Origin of the sequence: Chitiniphilus shinanonensis DSM 23277, from assembly GCF_000374805.1 — a bacterium.
Lineage (GTDB): Bacteria > Pseudomonadota > Gammaproteobacteria > Burkholderiales > Chitinibacteraceae > Chitiniphilus > Chitiniphilus shinanonensis.
In genome coordinates, this window is sequence record NZ_KB895339.1 from 125,789 (window position 1) to 141,936 (window position 16,148).

Genomic DNA, 16,148 nt, shown 5'->3' on the forward strand with positions numbered 1-16,148 from the left:
GACCTCCACTGAGGAACACCCCATGCAACGATCGGATTACGACCCGCAGAACCTTGGCCTCGTGCCCATCGTGGTCGAGCAGAGCGGCCGCGGCGAGCGGTCTTACGACATCTACTCGCGTCTGTTGAAGGAGCGGGTCGTCTTCCTGGTCGGCCCGGTGAACGACCAGACCGCCAACCTGGTGGTCGCGCAGCTGCTGTTCCTGGAGAGCGAGAATCCCGACAAGGATATCCATCTCTATATCAACTCCCCCGGCGGCTCCGTCACCGCGGGCATGGCGATCTACGACACCATGCAGTTCATCAAGCCCGACGTGTCGACGCTATGCGTCGGCATGGCGGCGTCGATGGGGGCGTTCCTTCTGTCGGGCGGTGCGAAGGGTAAGCGCTTTGCATTGCCGCATTCGCGGATCATGATCCACCAGCCGTTGATCGGCGGTCTGGCCGGCCAGGCGTCGGACATCGAGATCCATGCCCGCGAACTGCTCAAGACCAAGCGTCAGTTGAACGAGCTGCTGGCCGCGCACACCGGCCAGCCGATCGAGACCATCGAGCGCGATACCGACCGCGACAATTTCCTGGCGGCCGACGAAGCGAAGAACTATGGCTTGATCGATGAAGTGCTGAATTCGCGTTCGTCGATCGCCTGAGCGATCGTCGCGTGACGGCATGAATGCGCCGCCAGCCCAGCGCTGGCGGCTTTTGTATTGATACCGCGGCTCCCGCGTGTCGAGGGGAGATGGCTGATGACCGACAAGTCCAACGAAAAACTGCTTTATTGCTCCTTTTGCGGCAAAAGCCAGCACGAGGTGACCAAACTGATCGCCGGTCCGCAGGTGTTCATCTGCAACGAGTGCATCGAGCTGTGCAACGACATCATCAAGGATGAAGCCGCGCAGACGCCGAACGCCGAAACGCAGACCCCGTCCGGCAAGAAGCTGCCCAAGCCCACCGAGATCCGTGAAGTGCTGGATCAATACGTGATCGGGCAGGAACGCGCCAAGAAGATCCTGGCGGTGGCGGTGTACAACCACTACAAGCGCCTGGCGACCAAGGGCCAGAAGGTGGGCAACGATGTGGAGCTGTCCAAGTCCAACATCCTGCTGATCGGCCCCACCGGCTCGGGCAAGACCTTGCTGGCCCAGACCATGGCCAAGCTGATCGACGTGCCGTTCGTGATCGCCGATGCCACCACGCTGACCGAGGCCGGCTACGTCGGCGAGGATGTCGAGCACATCATCGCCAAGCTGTTGCAGCAGTGCGACTACGACGTGGAGAAGGCGCAGCGCGGCATCGTCTACATCGACGAGATCGACAAGATCGCCCGCAAGTCGGAAAACCCTTCCATCACCCGCGACGTGTCGGGCGAAGGCGTGCAGCAGGCGCTGCTCAAGCTGATCGAAGGTACGGTGGCCTCGGTGCCGCCCCATGGTGGCCGCAAGCATCCCAACCACGAGATGCCGCAGGTCGATACCACCAATATCCTGTTCATCGTCGGCGGTGCCTTCGAAGGGCTGGACAAGATCATCCGCAATCGCTCGGTCAAGGGCGGCATCGGCTTCAACGCCGAGGTGCAGGCGAAGGACGAGAAGAGCAGCGTCGGCAAGATGCTGCACCAGGTGGAGCCGGACGATCTGATCCGCTTCGGCCTGATTCCCGAGTTCGTCGGCCGGGTGCCGGTCATCGCCACCCTGGATGAGCTCGACGAATCGGCACTGATCTCCATCCTCACCGAACCGAAGAACGCGCTGGTCAAGCAATACCAGAAGCTGTTCGAGATGGAAGGCGTGGAGCTGGAATTGACCCAGGCCGCGCTGGAAGCCGCCGCCAAGAAGGCGATGGAACGCAAGACCGGCGCGCGCGGCCTGCGCTCGATTCTGGAAGGCGCGTTGCTCGACACCATGTACGAGCTGCCGGCACTGGAAGGCGTGGCACGCGTGGTGGTGGGACCGGAAACCATCGTCTCCGGCCAGCCGCCGGAGCAGGTGGCCGCACCGCCGGCAGCGGAGTCCGCCGCCGCCTGACCGGGCGCGCACCGTCAGTCATTCGGCCGCTGACGAAGTCCGCAGTACCAAGCCGCCCACCATTTGTGGTGGGCGGTACTCATTTTCGATGCCGTTTGCATGGCCGCTCCCGGCGGCGTTGAATTTCCCGTAGTCAGGCCACATCATTGGAAAGGCGCCTCCGGGCGCCTCACACAAACTCACAGGTCATCCAATATGTCCGAATCCCAAGTCCTGCCTTCAGAGCCAGCCCAGTTCCCGATGTTGCCGTTGCGGGACGTGGTCGTGTTCCCGCACATGGTGATTCCGCTCTTCGTGGGACGACCCAAATCGATCCGCGCCCTGGAAGCCGCCATGGAAGAAGGGCGGCATATCCTGCTGGTGGCGCAGAAGAATGCCCAGAAGGACGAGCCCAGCATGGCCGACATCTATCCGGTCGGCACGGTGGCTACCGTCCTGCAACTGCTCAAGCTGCCCGACGGCACCGTCAAGGTGCTGGTCGAGGGCCTGCAACGCGCCACGGTCAGCGCGCTGCACGATGGCGACGGCTATTTCCGCGCCGACGCGCTGCCGCATGATCCCAATGAGGATGCCGGCCACGAGGCCGAGGCCATGCGCCGCGCGCTGCTTTCGCAGTTCGACCAGTACGTCAAACTGAACAAGAAGATCCCGCCGGAGATCCTGACCTCGCTGTCGGGCATCGAATCGGCCGGGCGCCTCGCCGACACCATCGCCGCCCACCTGCCGCTCAAGCTGGAGCAGAAGCAGGCCGTGCTGGAGATGGAAGACGTGCGCCGCCGCATGGAACACCTGCTCAAGCAACTGGAAACCGAGCTGGACATCCTCCAGGTGGAAAAGCGCATCCGCGGCCGCGTGAAGCGGCAGATGGAAAAGAGCCAGCGCGAGTACTACCTGAACGAACAAGTCAAGGCGATCCAGAAAGAACTTGGCGAGATCGACGAGAACGCCGAGCTCGATGATCTGGAAAAGCGCATCAAGGCCGCGGGCATGAGCAAGGAAGCCCGCGAGAAGGCCGAAGGCGAGCTGAAGAAGCTGCGCATGATGTCGCCGATGAGCGCCGAAGCCACGGTGGTGCGCAACTACATCGATACCCTGGTCGGCCTGCCGTGGAAGAAGAAATCCAAGATCAGCAAGGATCTGGCCGAGGCGGAAACCGTGCTCGACACCGACCACTACGGCCTGGAGAAGATCAAGGAACGCATCCTGGAATACCTGGCGGTGCAGGGGCGCGTCGACAAGCTGAAGGCCCCGATCCTATGCCTGGTCGGGCCTCCCGGCGTCGGCAAGACCTCGCTGGGCGAATCGATCGCCCGCGCCACGAACCGCAAGTTCGTGCGCATGGCCCTGGGCGGCGTGCGCGACGAGGCCGAGATCCGCGGCCATCGCCGTACCTACATCGGCTCGATGCCCGGCAAGATCCTGCAGAGCATGACCAAGGCCGGCGTCAAGAACCCGCTGTTCCTGCTCGACGAAGTGGACAAGATGGGCGCCGATTTCCGCGGCGACCCGAGCTCGGCCCTGCTGGAAGTGCTCGATCCCGAGCAGAACCACGCCTTCAGCGACCATTACCTGGAGGTCGATTACGACCTGTCCGACGTGATGTTCGTCGCTACTGCCAACTCGCTGAACATCCCCGCGCCGCTGCTGGACCGGATGGAGATCATCCGTCTGTCGGGCTACACCGAGGACGAAAAGGTCAATATCGCCCTCAAGTACCTCGTGCCCAAGCAGATGAAGAACAACGGCGTGCAGGAAGGCGAGCTGGTGATCAATGAAGGCGCGGTGCGCGACATCGTGCGTTACTACACCCGCGAGGCGGGCGTGCGCAGTCTGGACCGCGAAATCGCCAAGATCTGCCGCAAAGTGATCAAGAGCCTGATGGTGAAGCCCAGCGACAAGAAGCTGACCGTCACCGCCAAGAACCTCGACAAGTACCTGGGCGTGCGTCGGTACGAGTACGGCGTGGCCGAGCAGCAGAACCAGGTCGGCCAGGTGACCGGCCTTGCCTGGACCGAGGTGGGGGGCGAACTGCTGACCATCGAAGCGGTGAAGCTGCCGGGCAAGGGCAAGATGATCCAGACCGGCCAGCTGGGCGACGTGATGCAGGAATCGATCCAGGCGGCACTGTCGGTGGTGCGTTCGCGGGCGAATTCGCTGGGGATCGACCCCGAGTTCTACCAGAAGAACGACATCCATATCCACTTGCCCGAGGGCGCCACGCCGAAGGACGGCCCGTCGGCGGGCATCGCCATCGCCAGCGCCATGACGTCGATCCTGACCGGCATTCCGGTACGGTGCGACGTGGCCATGACGGGTGAAATCACCTTACGCGGCGAGGTGTTGCCGATCGGTGGCCTGAAGGAAAAGCTGCTGGCTGCGCACCGCGGCGGCATCAAGCATGTGCTGATTCCTGACGGCAATGTCAAAGACTTGGCGGAGATTCCGGACAACGTGAAACGCGGCCTGGCCATCCATTCGGTCAAGTGGTTCGACCAGGTACTGGGCCATGCGCTGGAGCGTCTGCCGGAACCCGAGGGAAAGGTCGAAGGGAGCGATGAGCCGATTGCGGCGCAATCGCCCGCCAATCCTAGTGCGGAAACGGCAACACCGCCCACCAAGCATTAGTTGACACCTATTTTTGCCGCTTGCTATAAAGCTCAAGCAATCGGCCGACCGGACCTATCCAACCAGAACCAAAGGGGACGTAAGTGAATAAATCCGAACTCATCGACGCTATCGCCGAATCCGCAGGCCTGTCCAAGGCTTCCGCTGGCAAGGCACTGGATGCCACCATCGATGCGATTTCCGCAGCCCTGAAGAGCGGCGGCGAAGTGACGCTGGTCGGCTTCGGCACGTTCTACGTTGCCGAGCGCGAAGCCCGCAATGGCCGTAATCCGCGGACCGGCGAAACCATCAAGATCGATGCCGCCAAGCAACCGAAATTTAGGGCTGGCAAATCCCTGAAAGATGCAGTACAATGATTGTCTTTCGTCGCTAAGGAATTAGTGACGAAAGATGCAAGGGGTGGTTAGCTCAGTTGGTTAGAGCGCCTGCTTCACACGCAGGAGGTCGGTGGTTCGAATCCACTACTACCCACCACAGCGCTTCAGGCAAGATTCAGTACTGCGACAGTAGTTGCAATTTTCTGAAAAGCTGCTAAGATCGCTGTTCTTCACCGGAGCGGTAGTTCAGTTGGTTAGAATACCGGCCTGTCACGCCGGGGGTCGCGGGTTCGAGTCCCGTCCGCTCCGCCAGCTTCGACAAAAAAGCCAAGCGTAAGCTTGGCTTTTTTGCTTTTCTCCCTCCGCATCCGCCGCGGCTTGCCGTTCATGTTCAGGTCAATGGTTCAACACAGTGCGCCTGCCTTCTGGCATCATGGTCGCCGCCAAAACTTGGATGTGGAGCGCCTGTTTTCATGTTTGACATAGTCCAAAAAAATAAAACGCTGGTGCAGATCGTACTGGGTCTGGTGGCCCTGGGTCTGGTCATCGGCGCGGGGGTGTCGGGTTACAGCGCCATGAGCGGCGCAGACCATGCACTGGTCAAAGTCGATGGCAAGTCGATCACCGAGTACGACGTGCAGCAGGCCACCAACGGCCAGCCGATTTCCAACGAAATGCGCCCGATGGTGATCGAACAACTGGTGCAGCAGCGACTCGTCCTCGCCGCCGCCGACAAGCTGGGCCTGAACCCCAGCAAGCCCCAGTTGCAGCAGGCGATCTCCCAGATCGACGCATTCCACGAAAACGGCAAGTTCAGCCCCACGCGCTACCAGGAGATGCTGGCCGCGCAGCAGATGTCGCCGGCCATGTTCGAGCAACGCGTGCGCGACAGTATCGCCGCCCGCACCCTGCTGGGTGCCTACAGCGTGACCAACATCGTGCCGCAGACCACGCTGGCACGCATGGCCAAGCTGGTGGGCGAGCGCCGCGAAGTGCAGGCCACTGTCCTGGCGCCTTCGGCCTTTGTCGGCCAGGTCAGCGTCAGCGCCGACGAAATCAAGAAGTACTACGACAGCCATGCCAGCGAATTCAAGGCGCCGGAGATGGTGCGGGTCGAGTACGTGATGCTGTCGCGCCAGCAGATCGCCGCCAAGCTGGCGGTCAGCGATGAAGAGATCCAGAAGTACTTCGATGCTCACCGCGCCGAATTGCTGGGCGAACAGCGCGACGTGGCGCACATCCTGTTCGAAGTGCCCAAGGGCGCGAAGCCGGACGTGAAGGCCAAGGTTCGCGCCGAGGCCGAGAAAGTACTGGCCGAACTCAAGGCCAATCCAGGCCGCTTCGCCGAGCTGGCCAAGCAGTATTCCAAGGACCCGGGCTCCGCGGCCAATGGCGGCGAGCTGGGTGTGTTCGGTGCCGATGCCTCGCTGGTGGCGCCGTTCAAGGAAGCCATGTTCAAGCTGCCCAAGGGTCAGTTGAGCGATCTGGTGGAAAGCGAATTCGGCTTCCACATCATCCGGGTCAACGATATCCAGGCCAAGAGCACGTTCGAGCAGGTCAAGCCGCAGGTCGTGGCCAAGCTGCAAGGCGACAAGGCCGAGTCGCAGTACCGCACCCAGGCCCAGGCCTTCGGCGAACTGGTCTACCAGAAGGGCGACAGCCTGAAGCCGGCGGCCGACGAGTTCAAGCTGCCGATCCAGCAAAGCGGCTGGATCACCCGCCAGGGCGCGCAGGACCCGCAGCTGAACAACCCCAAGCTGGCCGAAGCGGTGTTCAGCGACGATGTGCTCAAGGGCAAGCACAACTCCGAAGCCATCGAAGTTGCCCCGGATACCCTGGTGTCGGCGCGTATCCTGGAACACAAGGCAGCTCAGCAGACTCCGCTCGACACCGTGCGTGGCGACATCGAGCAGCGCCTCAAGCTGGAAAAGGCCGCCAAGCTGGCTGCCGAGGCGGGTGCCAAGCAACTGGCCGCGTTGCAGGCCGGGCAGGACGCTCAACTGACCTGGCAGCCGTCGCGCCAGGTGGGGCGTCTGGGTGAGCGCGAGCTGAACAGCGCCACGCTGGCGGCGGTCTTCAGCGCGCCGGCGGACAAGCTGCCTGCGTATGTCGGCCAGGAAGTGCCTGGCGCCGGCTACGTGATCTTCAAGGTGGTGTCGGCGATTCCCGCGCCGCCGCTGAGCGACGAGATGGCGCAGCGCATGCGTGACGAAGTGGCCCGTACCTACGGCCAGGTCGAAGTGTCGAAGTACATCTCCGACCTGAAGGCAGCTTTCAAGGTGGAATACCGGAAAGCGCCGGCGGATGCCGGCAACCCGGTGGAGTAAGAAAAAGCGGCGGACTTCCCGCCGCTTTTTTCATGGCGACGGGCGGAATTGAATTTCCGCCCCGCCACGCCGATATTCCGGATGTAAGCAAGTTTTCGCGCAATGCGATTCCATCGGAGGAGGGCACACCATGTTGAAGACTTACGATATGTCTTCGGGAAGCGCCGAGGCGCTCGAGGAGCCCGCAATCGCCGCCAGGGCGGCCCGGACGGCAATGCCGCAGCAGCAGGCGGCGCGTCCCGAATTGCAGTTGCGCCTGTTGTCCGTGGCCGAGGCGGAGGCCGCCAGGCAGAAGGAATCCTCCCCGACCTGTTTCTTCGGTTAATCCAGTTCGTACCAACGCGGAGGGCGTCCGGCCACATGGGCCGCGACGCCCTCTTGCGCTTCTGCGCGCGTCCGCAGGTGGGCAATGCGGTGCGCGATGTCGGAGAGCAGTGCATCGTCGATCGGCCGGTGCTCGATGGCCGCCACCAAACGCTTGGCCGCCTGCATCGCACGTGGGCCGTTCCGGCGCAGCGCGTCCAGCCAATGCGCCACCCACCCATCCAGTCCCGCATCGTCGTCGGTCAGTTCATGCACCAGGCCCAGCCGGTGGGCGCAGTCGCCGTCGATCCGTTCCGCGGTCAGGAAATAGCGCCGCGCCGCCGAAAGCCCGATCTTCGACTGGATGTACGGCGCGGTGATCGCCGGCACCAGCCCGAGGCGCACTTCGGAGAGCTGGAAATGGGCGTCGCGTCGTGCCACCACCAGATCGCAACAGGCGATCAATCCCAGCCCCATGCCGAACGCGGCACCCTGCACCCGGGCAATGGTCGGCACCGGAAAGCGGTCCAGCAACTGCATCAGCCGCGACAACGCCAGCGCTTCCTCGAAATTGCGGTGCTGGTCGTTGCTCGACGCGCGCAGCAGCCAGGCGTAGTCCAAACCCGCGCAGAAGAACGGTCCGCTGGCGGACAGCACCAGCGCGCGCAAGGTGCTGTTCTGCGCCAGGCCGGCCAGGCAAGCGGTCAGCTCGGCGATCATCACATCGTCGAACGCATTGCATGCGGCCGGGCGATCCAGGTTGATGCGGGCGACCTGATCGCCGCCGATTTCGTATTGCAGGGTATCGCTCACGCGACCTCCTCGGTTGGCATTCCCGTCCCTGGCGGAGAACGGTTCCAGGCACGTTCGATTTAGCCGAGGCGTGCACCGACTGCCAAGCGTCTTCGGTGTGCGCTGTGATAAAGTGCGGCCTCTGCCGTTGTTCAGATTTCCCTGATCCGCCTCATGACATCCTCCGTGCGTGCCTTGCTGCTTGGCCTGTCGCTGCTGCCGGCCCTGCCCGCGATCGCCGAGCCCGTTTCGTTCGCGGGGCCGGGGGGCGTGCTACGCGGTGAGTACTTCCCACCCAGGGAGAACGAGCAGGGTGCGCCGGCAGTGATCCTGATGCACGGCTGTGAAGGCATGTGGCGACGCGGCCAGCTCGGGCCGCGCTATGCGCACATGGCCGGTTTGTTCCAGGAACTGGGCTACGCGGTGCTGATTCCGGACAGCTTCGGCCCGCGTGGCGTGCGCGAGCAGTGCACGGTCGTACCCTCGCGGCAGAAGGTGAGCGCCGCGCGGCGCGCCGACGACGCGCAGTGGGCGGTGGCCTGGTTGCGTACCCGGCCGCAAGTGGATGCGGCGCGGGTGGGGGCGGTCGGCTGGTCGCAGGGCGGTTCCGCCGTGCTGACGCTGGCGGGCCGTCAGACCGAGGGCCTTGACGTCGCGGCGGTGTTCTACCCGGATTGCAGCGGCCTGACGCGGCAAAAGCGCTATCGCGTGCGTATCCCTACCTTGATCCTGATGGGCGAATCCGACGACTGGAGCCTGATCGAGCGCTGCCGCGAGTTGGTCGATCGGGACGCGCACCAATCGCTGCACTTGGTCGGATATCCGCTGACCTACCAGGATTTCGACGTGCTCGGCGGCGAGCTGCGGGTGCGGCGCGACGTGCCCGCCGGGCGCTATCCCCGCCAGGGTGTGACCGTCGGTCCGAATCCGGAGGCGGCGGCTGATGCCTATCGCCGGCTGTTCAAGTGGTTCTCCCGCTGGTTGGATCCCAACGCCTGATTGGCCGCGTCCCAAGAAGCGGCGTATATTGCAGTGCACAATATTTGTGTCTCAGGAGATAACCTTGTCTTATACCCTGGAGCAACTGCACGTCGGCCTGAAGGCCGAATACCGCAAGACCATCACCGAAACCGACGTCGTGCTGTTCGCGGGCCTCACCGGCGATAACAATCCCATGCACATCGACGAGGAATTCGCCTCGGCCACCCGCTTCGGCGGCCGCATCATCCACGGCATGTTGACCTCGTCGCTGCTGTCGTCGGTGATCGGGATGAAGCTGCCCGGCCCGGGCTGCATCTACATGGGCCAGAACCTGCGCTTCATCAAGCCGGTCAAGATCGGCGACACCGTGACCGCGCTGGCCGAGGTGGCCGAGATCATCCCCGAGAAGCAGCGCGTGCGGCTCAGCACCTACTGCCTGGTGCGCGGCGAGAAGGTGCTCGACGGCGACGCGCTGGTCTGGGTGCCGCGCCAGGGCTGATTTGCCGATCCTGCACAGACGCGGGGCAGGCACGAGCGGCAGCGGCCTTTGTTCTACAATACGGTACTTTGTCACGAGGAAAGACCGATGCAGACCTTGTCCGCATTCGATTCGCGCCTGGCCGATGCCGCCGGTGTCTCCGTAGCCAGTTCCACCGAAATCCACGGCGGCGAAGGCGCCGGCCTGCCCATGCTGATCGTGGAGAACGCGCTGGGCCGTGCCGAACTGACGTTGCAGGGGGCTCACCTGACCTCGTTCGTACCGGCCGGCGGCCGCGAACTGCTGTGGTTGTCGCCCAAGGCGGCGTTCGTTCCCGGCAAGGCGGTGCGCGGTGGCATTCCGCTGTGCCTGCCGTGGTTCGGCGGCCATCCGGAAGGCAAGCCGGCGCACGGCTTCGGCCGCAACCAGCCCTGGACCCTCGTCGGCGCCGAGGCGCTGTCCGATGGCACCACCCGCGTCACGCTGGAACTGCTGCCCAACGACGCCACCCGCGCGTTGTGGCCGCACGACTTCGTGTTCCGCCTGGCCGTGACCGTGGGCAGCGCGCTGACGCTGGCGCTGCGGGTCGAGCATCGCGGCGAGGTGACGGTGCCGTTCTCGTGCGCCCTGCATACCTATTTCGCGGTACCCGACGTGACGCTGGCCGATATCGACGGGCTGGACGGCTGCACCTATATCAACACCGTCGGCGGCGCCAACACCCGGCACGCCCAGCAAGGCACGCTACGTCTGGATGCCCCGACCGATCGCGTCTACCTCGACGTGCCCGCGGTGCAGACCATCCGCACCGCGCAGGGCACCACGCATATCGAGAGCGATACCCGCAGCGCCGTGGTCTGGAATCCCGGCGATTTCGCGCTCAACATCGCCGACGTCGGCGAAGCCTATCGGCACTTCGTCTGCGTCGAACGCGGCGACGTGTTCGACGATGCGCTGACGCTGGCGCCCGGCGACGTCTACGAGAAGTGGCTGACGCTGTCGTTCTCCTGAGCGCTTCGTGCTGCTGTCACGCCCGGCCCGAGCCGGGCGTTTTCGTTTGGCGGTTACAATGACGGCTTTCCGGCCGGGCCGCCGCGCCGATCCTGCGTCGCGCAGTCCACATGCCTAGACCATCGACAGGTTCTCCATGAAATACCGCGATCTGCGCGACTTCTGCGCACAACTCGAAGCCCAGGGCGAACTCAAGCGCATCGGCGTGCCGGTGTCGCCGGTCCTGGAAATGACCGAGATCTGCGACCGCACGTTGCGGGCGCAAGGACCGGCGCTGCGGTTCGACAACGTGCCCGGTCATACCATGCCGGTGCTGGGCAACCTGTTCGGCACCCCGCGGCGCGTGGCGCTGGGCATGGGGGCCACGGGCGCCGAGGCGCTGCGCGAGATCGGCAAGACGCTGGCCTACCTGAAGGAACCCGAACCGCCGCGTGGCCTGAAGGATGCGTGGGACAAGCTGCCGCTGCTCAAGCAGGTGCTGAGCATGGCGCCCAAGTCGGTGCGCAACGGCGCGTGCCAGCAACAGGTGATCGAAGGCCCGGACGTCGATCTGGCGCGCATTCCGGTGCAGCACTGCTGGCCGGGCGACGTGGCACCGCTGATCACCTGGGGGCTGGTGGTCACGCGCGGGCCGCACAAGAAGCGTCAGAACCTGGGCATCTACCGCCAGCAGGTGATCGGCCGCAACCAGGTGATCATGCGCTGGCTGGCGCATCGCGGCGGCGCGCTCGATTTCCGCGAACACGCGGCGCAGCACCCCGGACAGCCGTTCCCCATCGCCGTGGTGCTGGGGTGCGACCCGGCCACCATCCTGGGCGCGGTCACCCCGGTGCCGGATACCTTGTCCGAGTACCAGTTCGCCGGCCTGCTGCGCGGCGCCAAGACTGAACTCACCCGCTGCATCGGCAACGATCTGGACGTGCCGGCCATGGCGGAAATGGTGCTGGAAGGCGCCATCAAGCCGTGCGAGCCGGGCTTCGCCGGGGTATCCGAGCATGGCGTGCCGCTGAAGGAAATCGGCGGCTACCTGCACGCGCTGGAAGGCCCTTATGGCGACCATACCGGCTACTACAACGAGCAGGACTGGTTCCCGGTATTCGAGATCGACCGCATCACCCAGCGTGAAAACGCGATCTATCACAGCACCTACACCGGCAAGCCGCCCGACGAGCCGGCCATGCTCGGCGTGGCACTGAACGAAGTGTTCGTGCCCATCCTGCAAAAGCAGTTTCCCGAGATCGTCGACTTCTACCTGCCGGCGGAAGGCTGCAGCTACCGCATGGCCATCGTCTCGATCCGCAAGCAGTACCCGGGCCACGCCAAGCGCGTGCTGTTCGGTGTGTGGTCGTTCCTGCGGCAGTTCATGTACACCAAGTTCATCGTGGTGGTGGACGACGACGTCGATACCCGCTCCTGGCAGGAGGTGATCTGGGCGATCACCACCCGCATGGACCCGGTGCGCGACACCGTGCTGGTCGAGAATACGCCGATCGATTACCTCGACTTCGCCAGCCCGGTGTCCGGCCTGGGCGGCAAGATGGGGCTGGATGCCACCAACAAGTGGCCGGGCGAAACCGCCCGCGAGTGGGGCAGGGTGATCGACCGCGATCCGGCCGTGGTGGCGCGGGTGGACGCCATCTGGCGGGACCTGGGCATTTGACGCGCGCCGGCCGGTCCATCCGGCATCGCGATCGAGGAGAACGCCATGTGGTGGCTCAATGAACTGGCGGAGCGGCGCATCGCCGAGGCGCGCGACGCGGGCGAGCTGGACAACCTGCCCGGCAGCGGCCGGCCGTTGCCGGCCGAGGACATCGACCCGCTGGTGCCCGAACACCAGCGCATGGCCTATCGGGTGTTGAAGAACGCCGGCTACCTGCCGCCCGAGTTGCAGCTGCACGCCGAGGCGGTGGAACTGGCGCTGCAACTGGCCACCGCCGGCGAGGCCGCGCCGGCCTTGCAGCAGCGCTTGGCCCGGATCAATGCCTTGCTGCGTCATTCCGGCCATGCTGCGCTGGCCGTGCCGACGGATTACGCCGCGCGATGCCTCGCCCGGCTGGGGCGCGGTCCCGCCCATTGATTACAAGTCGCCTGACTGCACGCTATGCTTCGAGTTCGGCGCGAGCGGCGTCGCCATACGACAAGAACCTGAACAGGCGCTGAGGACAACTTCATGCTGCAACCCCCCACTCGAGAATTCGCCTTCACCGAGCAGGACTTCGAGAAGATCCGCAAGATCATCTACGACTACGCCGGCATCGCGCTGTCGCCCACCAAGCACGACATGGTGTACGGCCGCCTGGCCAAACGCCTGCGGGCGCTGAACCTGAAGACCTTCAACGACTACCTGCACGTGCTGGAGCGTGGGGACCAGAAGGAATTCGAGCTGTTCACCAACTCGCTGACCACCAACCTCACCTCGTTCTTCCGCGAATCGCACCACTTCCCCATCCTGGCCGACCACCTCAAGGCCAACCGCGGCGCCGGCACGCTCAACCTGTGGTGTTCCGCGTCCAGCACCGGCGAAGAGCCGTACAGCATGGCGATTACCGCCTGCGAGGCCTTCGACTCGATGCGCCCGCCGGTGAAGATCATCGCCACCGACCTCGACACCAATGTGCTCGACCACGCGCGCGCCGGCATCTATGCCGGCGAGGAAGTGCAGAAGCTCGATCCCAACCGGGTGCGCCGCTTTTTCGAGCGGCTGCCGGACGGCCGCTACCTGGTCAAGCAGGAAGTGCGCGACATGATCGTCTATCGCCGCCTCAACCTGGTGGAGCCCAACTGGATGATCCGCGGACCATTCGATGCGATTTTCTGCCGCAACGTCATGATCTATTTCGATAAAGCCACCCAGCTCAAAATCCTGCAACGCTTCGCCCCGCTGATGAAGCAGGAAGGGCTGTTGTTCGTCGGCCACTCCGAAAACCTCTACCACGCGGTCGACCTGTTCAAGCTGCGCGGCAAGACGGTGTACGAGCTGGCGCGCGAAGTACCGCATCCGCCTGCGCGCTGAGCAACGGCTCGCATCCAGCAAAAAGCCGGCGGGGACACCCGCCGGCTTTTTTGTCGGTGTCGAACGCGGCGGGCTACACGTACAGCATGGCGCGGCCCACCTTGAGCGCGGCTTCCTCGCCGGCCAGTTGGCGCGCCAGCTCCAGCGCGAACAACCCTGCCGTGGCCGGGCCGCGGCCGGTGGTGAACTGGCCGTCGTGCACCACGTTGTAGCCGGCGTATTCCGCGCCGCCCTGGCGCAGCTTTTCCTCGTAGCCGGGGAAGCAGGTGGCCTTGCGGCCTTCCAGCACACCGGCGCGCGACAGCACCGACGGCGCGGCGCAGATAGCCGCCACGCGCTTGCCGGCGCCTTGGTGGGCGCGCAACCGCGCCGTCACCCCCGGGTGGCTGGCCAGCGCCTCGGCACCGGGGCCGCCCGGCAGCACGATGGCGTCGGCCAGCTGGCCTTCCACCGCCGCGAAGGTGCGGTCCGCGTGGACCACCACATCGTGCGCGCCGGTGACCGACAACTGGTCATCCAGCGCCACCAACAGCGTTTCCACGCCGGCGCGGCGCAGCACGTCGACGATGGTCAGTGCCTCCACTTCTTCGAAGCCGGGGGCGAGATAGACATGGGCCAGGGACATGGTGTTTCTCCTCAGATCGATGGAACGGGCCGTCGCCGGATCGGCGCGGCTGACAAAATCCTTCCGGCCGGGCCGGACTCACTGGCTGTCTGCGTTCGTCCGTCTTGCCCGAGCCGCGGCGCCGGGTTTGGTCAGCCTTCCTCGACGGCGGAGATGGGTTTGCGCGCGTGATCGCCATCGCCCGGCCGTAGCTGCATGAAGATGCAGGCAGCCAGGATCGACAGCACACCGACGCAGATATAGGTGTTCTGGAACGCGTTCAGCAGCCGCTCCGGCTGCGGCGCGATGCCGTGGTCGGAAAAGCCGGCGAGCAGCGCCGCGGCGGCGGCCACGCCCAGGCTCATCGACAGCTGCATGATCACCGACAGCAGACTGTTGCCGCTGCTGGCGGTATCCGGGCCCAGGTCGCCCAGCGTCAGCGTGTTCATCGCGGTGAACTGCAACGAGTTGACCACCCCGAACACCGCCAGTTGCAGCAACAGCAGCCAGTGGGGCGTCTGGCGGTCGGTCAGCGCGAAACTGGCGATCATCATGCCCAGCAGCAGCGTGTTGCCGACCAGCACCCGGCGATAGCCCTGCTTGTGGATCAGCGGCTCGACCATGGCCTTGGACACCATGGCGCCGAGCACGGTGGGAATCATGAACAGGCCCGCCTGCGTCGGCGGAAAGCCCAGGCCGATCTGCAGGAACAACGGTGTCAGGAACGGCATGGCGCCGCTGCCCAGGCGCGCGAACAGGTTGCCCCACACCCCGATGGCGTAGGTATGGATGCGAAACAGGCTCAGGCTGAACAGTGGCAGGGCCGAACGCGCGGCATGCAGCCAATAGCCCGCCATCGCGGCCAGCCCGGCGAACAGCAGGATCAGCGAAGTGGCCAGCGGCAGCGCGTGCTCGCCCATGCCTTGCAGCGAGATCGACACCAGCACCATGCCCGCGCCGAACAGCACAAAGCCCAGCCAGTCGAAGCGCTTCTCGTCGCCCAGCAGCTCGGGCATGTAGCGCGCGGTGACGAAGCAGCCGACGATGCCCACCGGCAGGTTGATCAGGAACACCCAGTGCCAGCTCGCCACCTCGACCAGCCAGCCGCCGAGCGTCGGCCCCACCAGCGGGCCGATCAGGCCCGGAATGGTGACGAACGACAGCACCGGCAGGAACTGCTCCTTGGGAAAGGCCTTGAGGATGGCCAGGCGCCCCACCGGCAGCAGCAGCGCGCCGCCCATGCCTTGCACCACGCGCGACGCCACCAGTTGCGTCAGGCTGCTCGACAACGCGCACAGCAGCGACCCCAGGCTGAACAGCACGATGGCGCTCATGAACACCTTGCGGGTGCCGAAGCGGTCGGCCAGCCAGCCGGATGCCGGGATCAACAGTGCCACGGTCAGCATGTAGGCCACCACCACCGACTGCATGCGCAGGGGGCTCTCGTTCAGCCCCTTGGCCATCGCCGGCAGCGCCGTGTTGAGAATGGTGGAATCCAGGGTCTGCATGAAGAAGCCGATGGCGACGAGCCACGGCAACAGGCGGCGGGTGGTGGGATCGAGCACTGGACGATCTCGCAAGGACGAATGCTTGGCATTGTAGTGCGGCACCCGCGCGGGCGAATCCTTTACAATTGCCCCCCTTTACAGGGCACCATGCCCTGGCCGTTTTTGG

The 16,148-nt window shown here is 64.7% G+C and carries 15 protein-coding genes and 2 tRNA genes; 14 read left to right on the forward strand and 3 right to left on the reverse strand.

All coding sequences use genetic code 11. From position 1 onward, the window contains the following. Positions 1 to 22 precede the first annotated feature (22 nt). The 8 genes from clpP to C556_RS0107785 all read left to right on the forward strand — a co-directional run bounded on the left by clpP (position 23) and on the right by C556_RS0107785 (position 7,617). Complete coding sequence (gene clpP, locus C556_RS0107750; protein WP_018747672.1) at positions 23 to 649, forward strand: ATP-dependent Clp endopeptidase proteolytic subunit ClpP; 627 nt, start codon at positions 23 to 25, stop codon at positions 647 to 649. 96 nt (positions 650 to 745) lie between these two features. Continuing rightward, positions 746 to 2,023 (forward strand): ATP-dependent Clp protease ATP-binding subunit ClpX, encoded by a 1,278-nt coding sequence (gene clpX / locus C556_RS19755; protein WP_018747673.1) that lies wholly within the window; start codon positions 746 to 748, stop codon positions 2,021 to 2,023. A 195-nt stretch (positions 2,024 to 2,218) separates the two neighbouring features. After that, positions 2,219 to 4,648: an endopeptidase La gene (lon, locus tag C556_RS0107760; RefSeq protein ID WP_026262902.1), complete on the forward strand. Its 2,430-nt coding sequence runs from the start codon at positions 2,219 to 2,221 to the stop codon at positions 4,646 to 4,648. A gap of 83 nt (positions 4,649 to 4,731) precedes the next feature. Beyond that, on the forward strand, positions 4,732 to 5,004 hold the full coding sequence (locus C556_RS0107765) for an HU family DNA-binding protein (protein ID WP_018747675.1): 273 nt from the start codon (positions 4,732 to 4,734) through the stop codon (positions 5,002 to 5,004). Between the two features lie 41 nt (positions 5,005 to 5,045). Beyond that, positions 5,046 to 5,122 (forward strand) — tRNA-Val (locus C556_RS0107770). A gap of 78 nt (positions 5,123 to 5,200) precedes the next feature. Further along, positions 5,201 to 5,277, forward strand: a tRNA-Asp gene (locus C556_RS0107775). A 161-nt stretch (positions 5,278 to 5,438) separates the two neighbouring features. Continuing rightward, a complete protein-coding gene (locus C556_RS0107780; RefSeq protein WP_026262903.1) occupies positions 5,439 to 7,292 on the forward strand; it encodes a SurA N-terminal domain-containing protein in 1,854 nt (617 codons plus the stop codon). Between the two features lie 130 nt (positions 7,293 to 7,422). Continuing rightward, positions 7,423 to 7,617 carry a hypothetical protein gene (locus C556_RS0107785; RefSeq protein ID WP_018747677.1) on the forward strand — a complete coding sequence of 65 codons (195 nt, stop codon included), beginning with the start codon at positions 7,423 to 7,425 and terminating at the stop codon, positions 7,615 to 7,617. Here C556_RS0107785 and C556_RS0107790 read toward each other — a convergent pair. Then, positions 7,614 to 8,408, reverse strand: a complete 795-nt coding sequence (locus C556_RS0107790; protein ID WP_018747678.1) for an enoyl-CoA hydratase-related protein — start codon at positions 8,406 to 8,408, stop codon at positions 7,614 to 7,616. The genes C556_RS0107785 and C556_RS0107790 overlap by 4 nt on opposite strands. A 153-nt stretch (positions 8,409 to 8,561) precedes the next feature. Here C556_RS0107790 and C556_RS21580 point away from each other — a divergent pair, with 153 nt between their 5' ends. From C556_RS21580 to C556_RS0107820, 6 genes are all read left to right on the forward strand, one after another. After that, positions 8,562 to 9,386, forward strand: a complete 825-nt coding sequence (locus C556_RS21580) for a dienelactone hydrolase family protein (protein WP_018747679.1) — start codon at positions 8,562 to 8,564, stop codon at positions 9,384 to 9,386. A gap of 64 nt (positions 9,387 to 9,450) precedes the next feature. Further along, the gene (locus C556_RS0107800; protein ID WP_018747680.1) at positions 9,451 to 9,867 is read left to right on the forward strand and encodes a MaoC family dehydratase; all 417 of its coding nucleotides are present in this window, start codon (positions 9,451 to 9,453) and stop codon (positions 9,865 to 9,867) included. An 87-nt stretch (positions 9,868 to 9,954) separates the two neighbouring features. Then, positions 9,955 to 10,857: a D-hexose-6-phosphate mutarotase gene (locus C556_RS19765; RefSeq protein ID WP_018747681.1), complete on the forward strand. Its 903-nt coding sequence runs from the start codon at positions 9,955 to 9,957 to the stop codon at positions 10,855 to 10,857. 136 nt (positions 10,858 to 10,993) lie between these two features. After that, a complete protein-coding gene (gene ubiD / locus C556_RS0107810; RefSeq protein WP_018747682.1) occupies positions 10,994 to 12,517 on the forward strand; it encodes a 4-hydroxy-3-polyprenylbenzoate decarboxylase in 1,524 nt (507 codons plus the stop codon). A 45-nt stretch (positions 12,518 to 12,562) separates the two neighbouring features. Next, positions 12,563 to 12,934 (forward strand): DnaJ family domain-containing protein, encoded by a 372-nt coding sequence (locus C556_RS0107815; RefSeq protein WP_018747683.1) that lies wholly within the window; start codon positions 12,563 to 12,565, stop codon positions 12,932 to 12,934. Positions 12,935 to 13,027: 93 nt separating this feature from the next. Beyond that, entirely contained in the window at positions 13,028 to 13,870 is an 843-nt protein-coding gene (locus tag C556_RS0107820) for a CheR family methyltransferase (RefSeq protein WP_018747684.1), read from the forward strand. A gap of 73 nt (positions 13,871 to 13,943) precedes the next feature. Here the strand turns inward: C556_RS0107820 and C556_RS0107825 are convergent, their stop codons facing one another. Both C556_RS0107825 and mdtD read right to left on the reverse strand, forming a co-directional pair. Beyond that, a complete protein-coding gene (locus tag C556_RS0107825) occupies positions 13,944 to 14,495 on the reverse strand; it encodes a DJ-1 family glyoxalase III (protein WP_018747685.1) in 552 nt (183 codons plus the stop codon). A 131-nt stretch (positions 14,496 to 14,626) separates the two neighbouring features. Then, entirely contained in the window at positions 14,627 to 16,054 is a 1,428-nt protein-coding gene (mdtD, locus tag C556_RS0107830; protein ID WP_040430786.1) for a multidrug transporter subunit MdtD, read from the reverse strand. Positions 16,055 to 16,148: the final 94 nt, after the last annotated feature.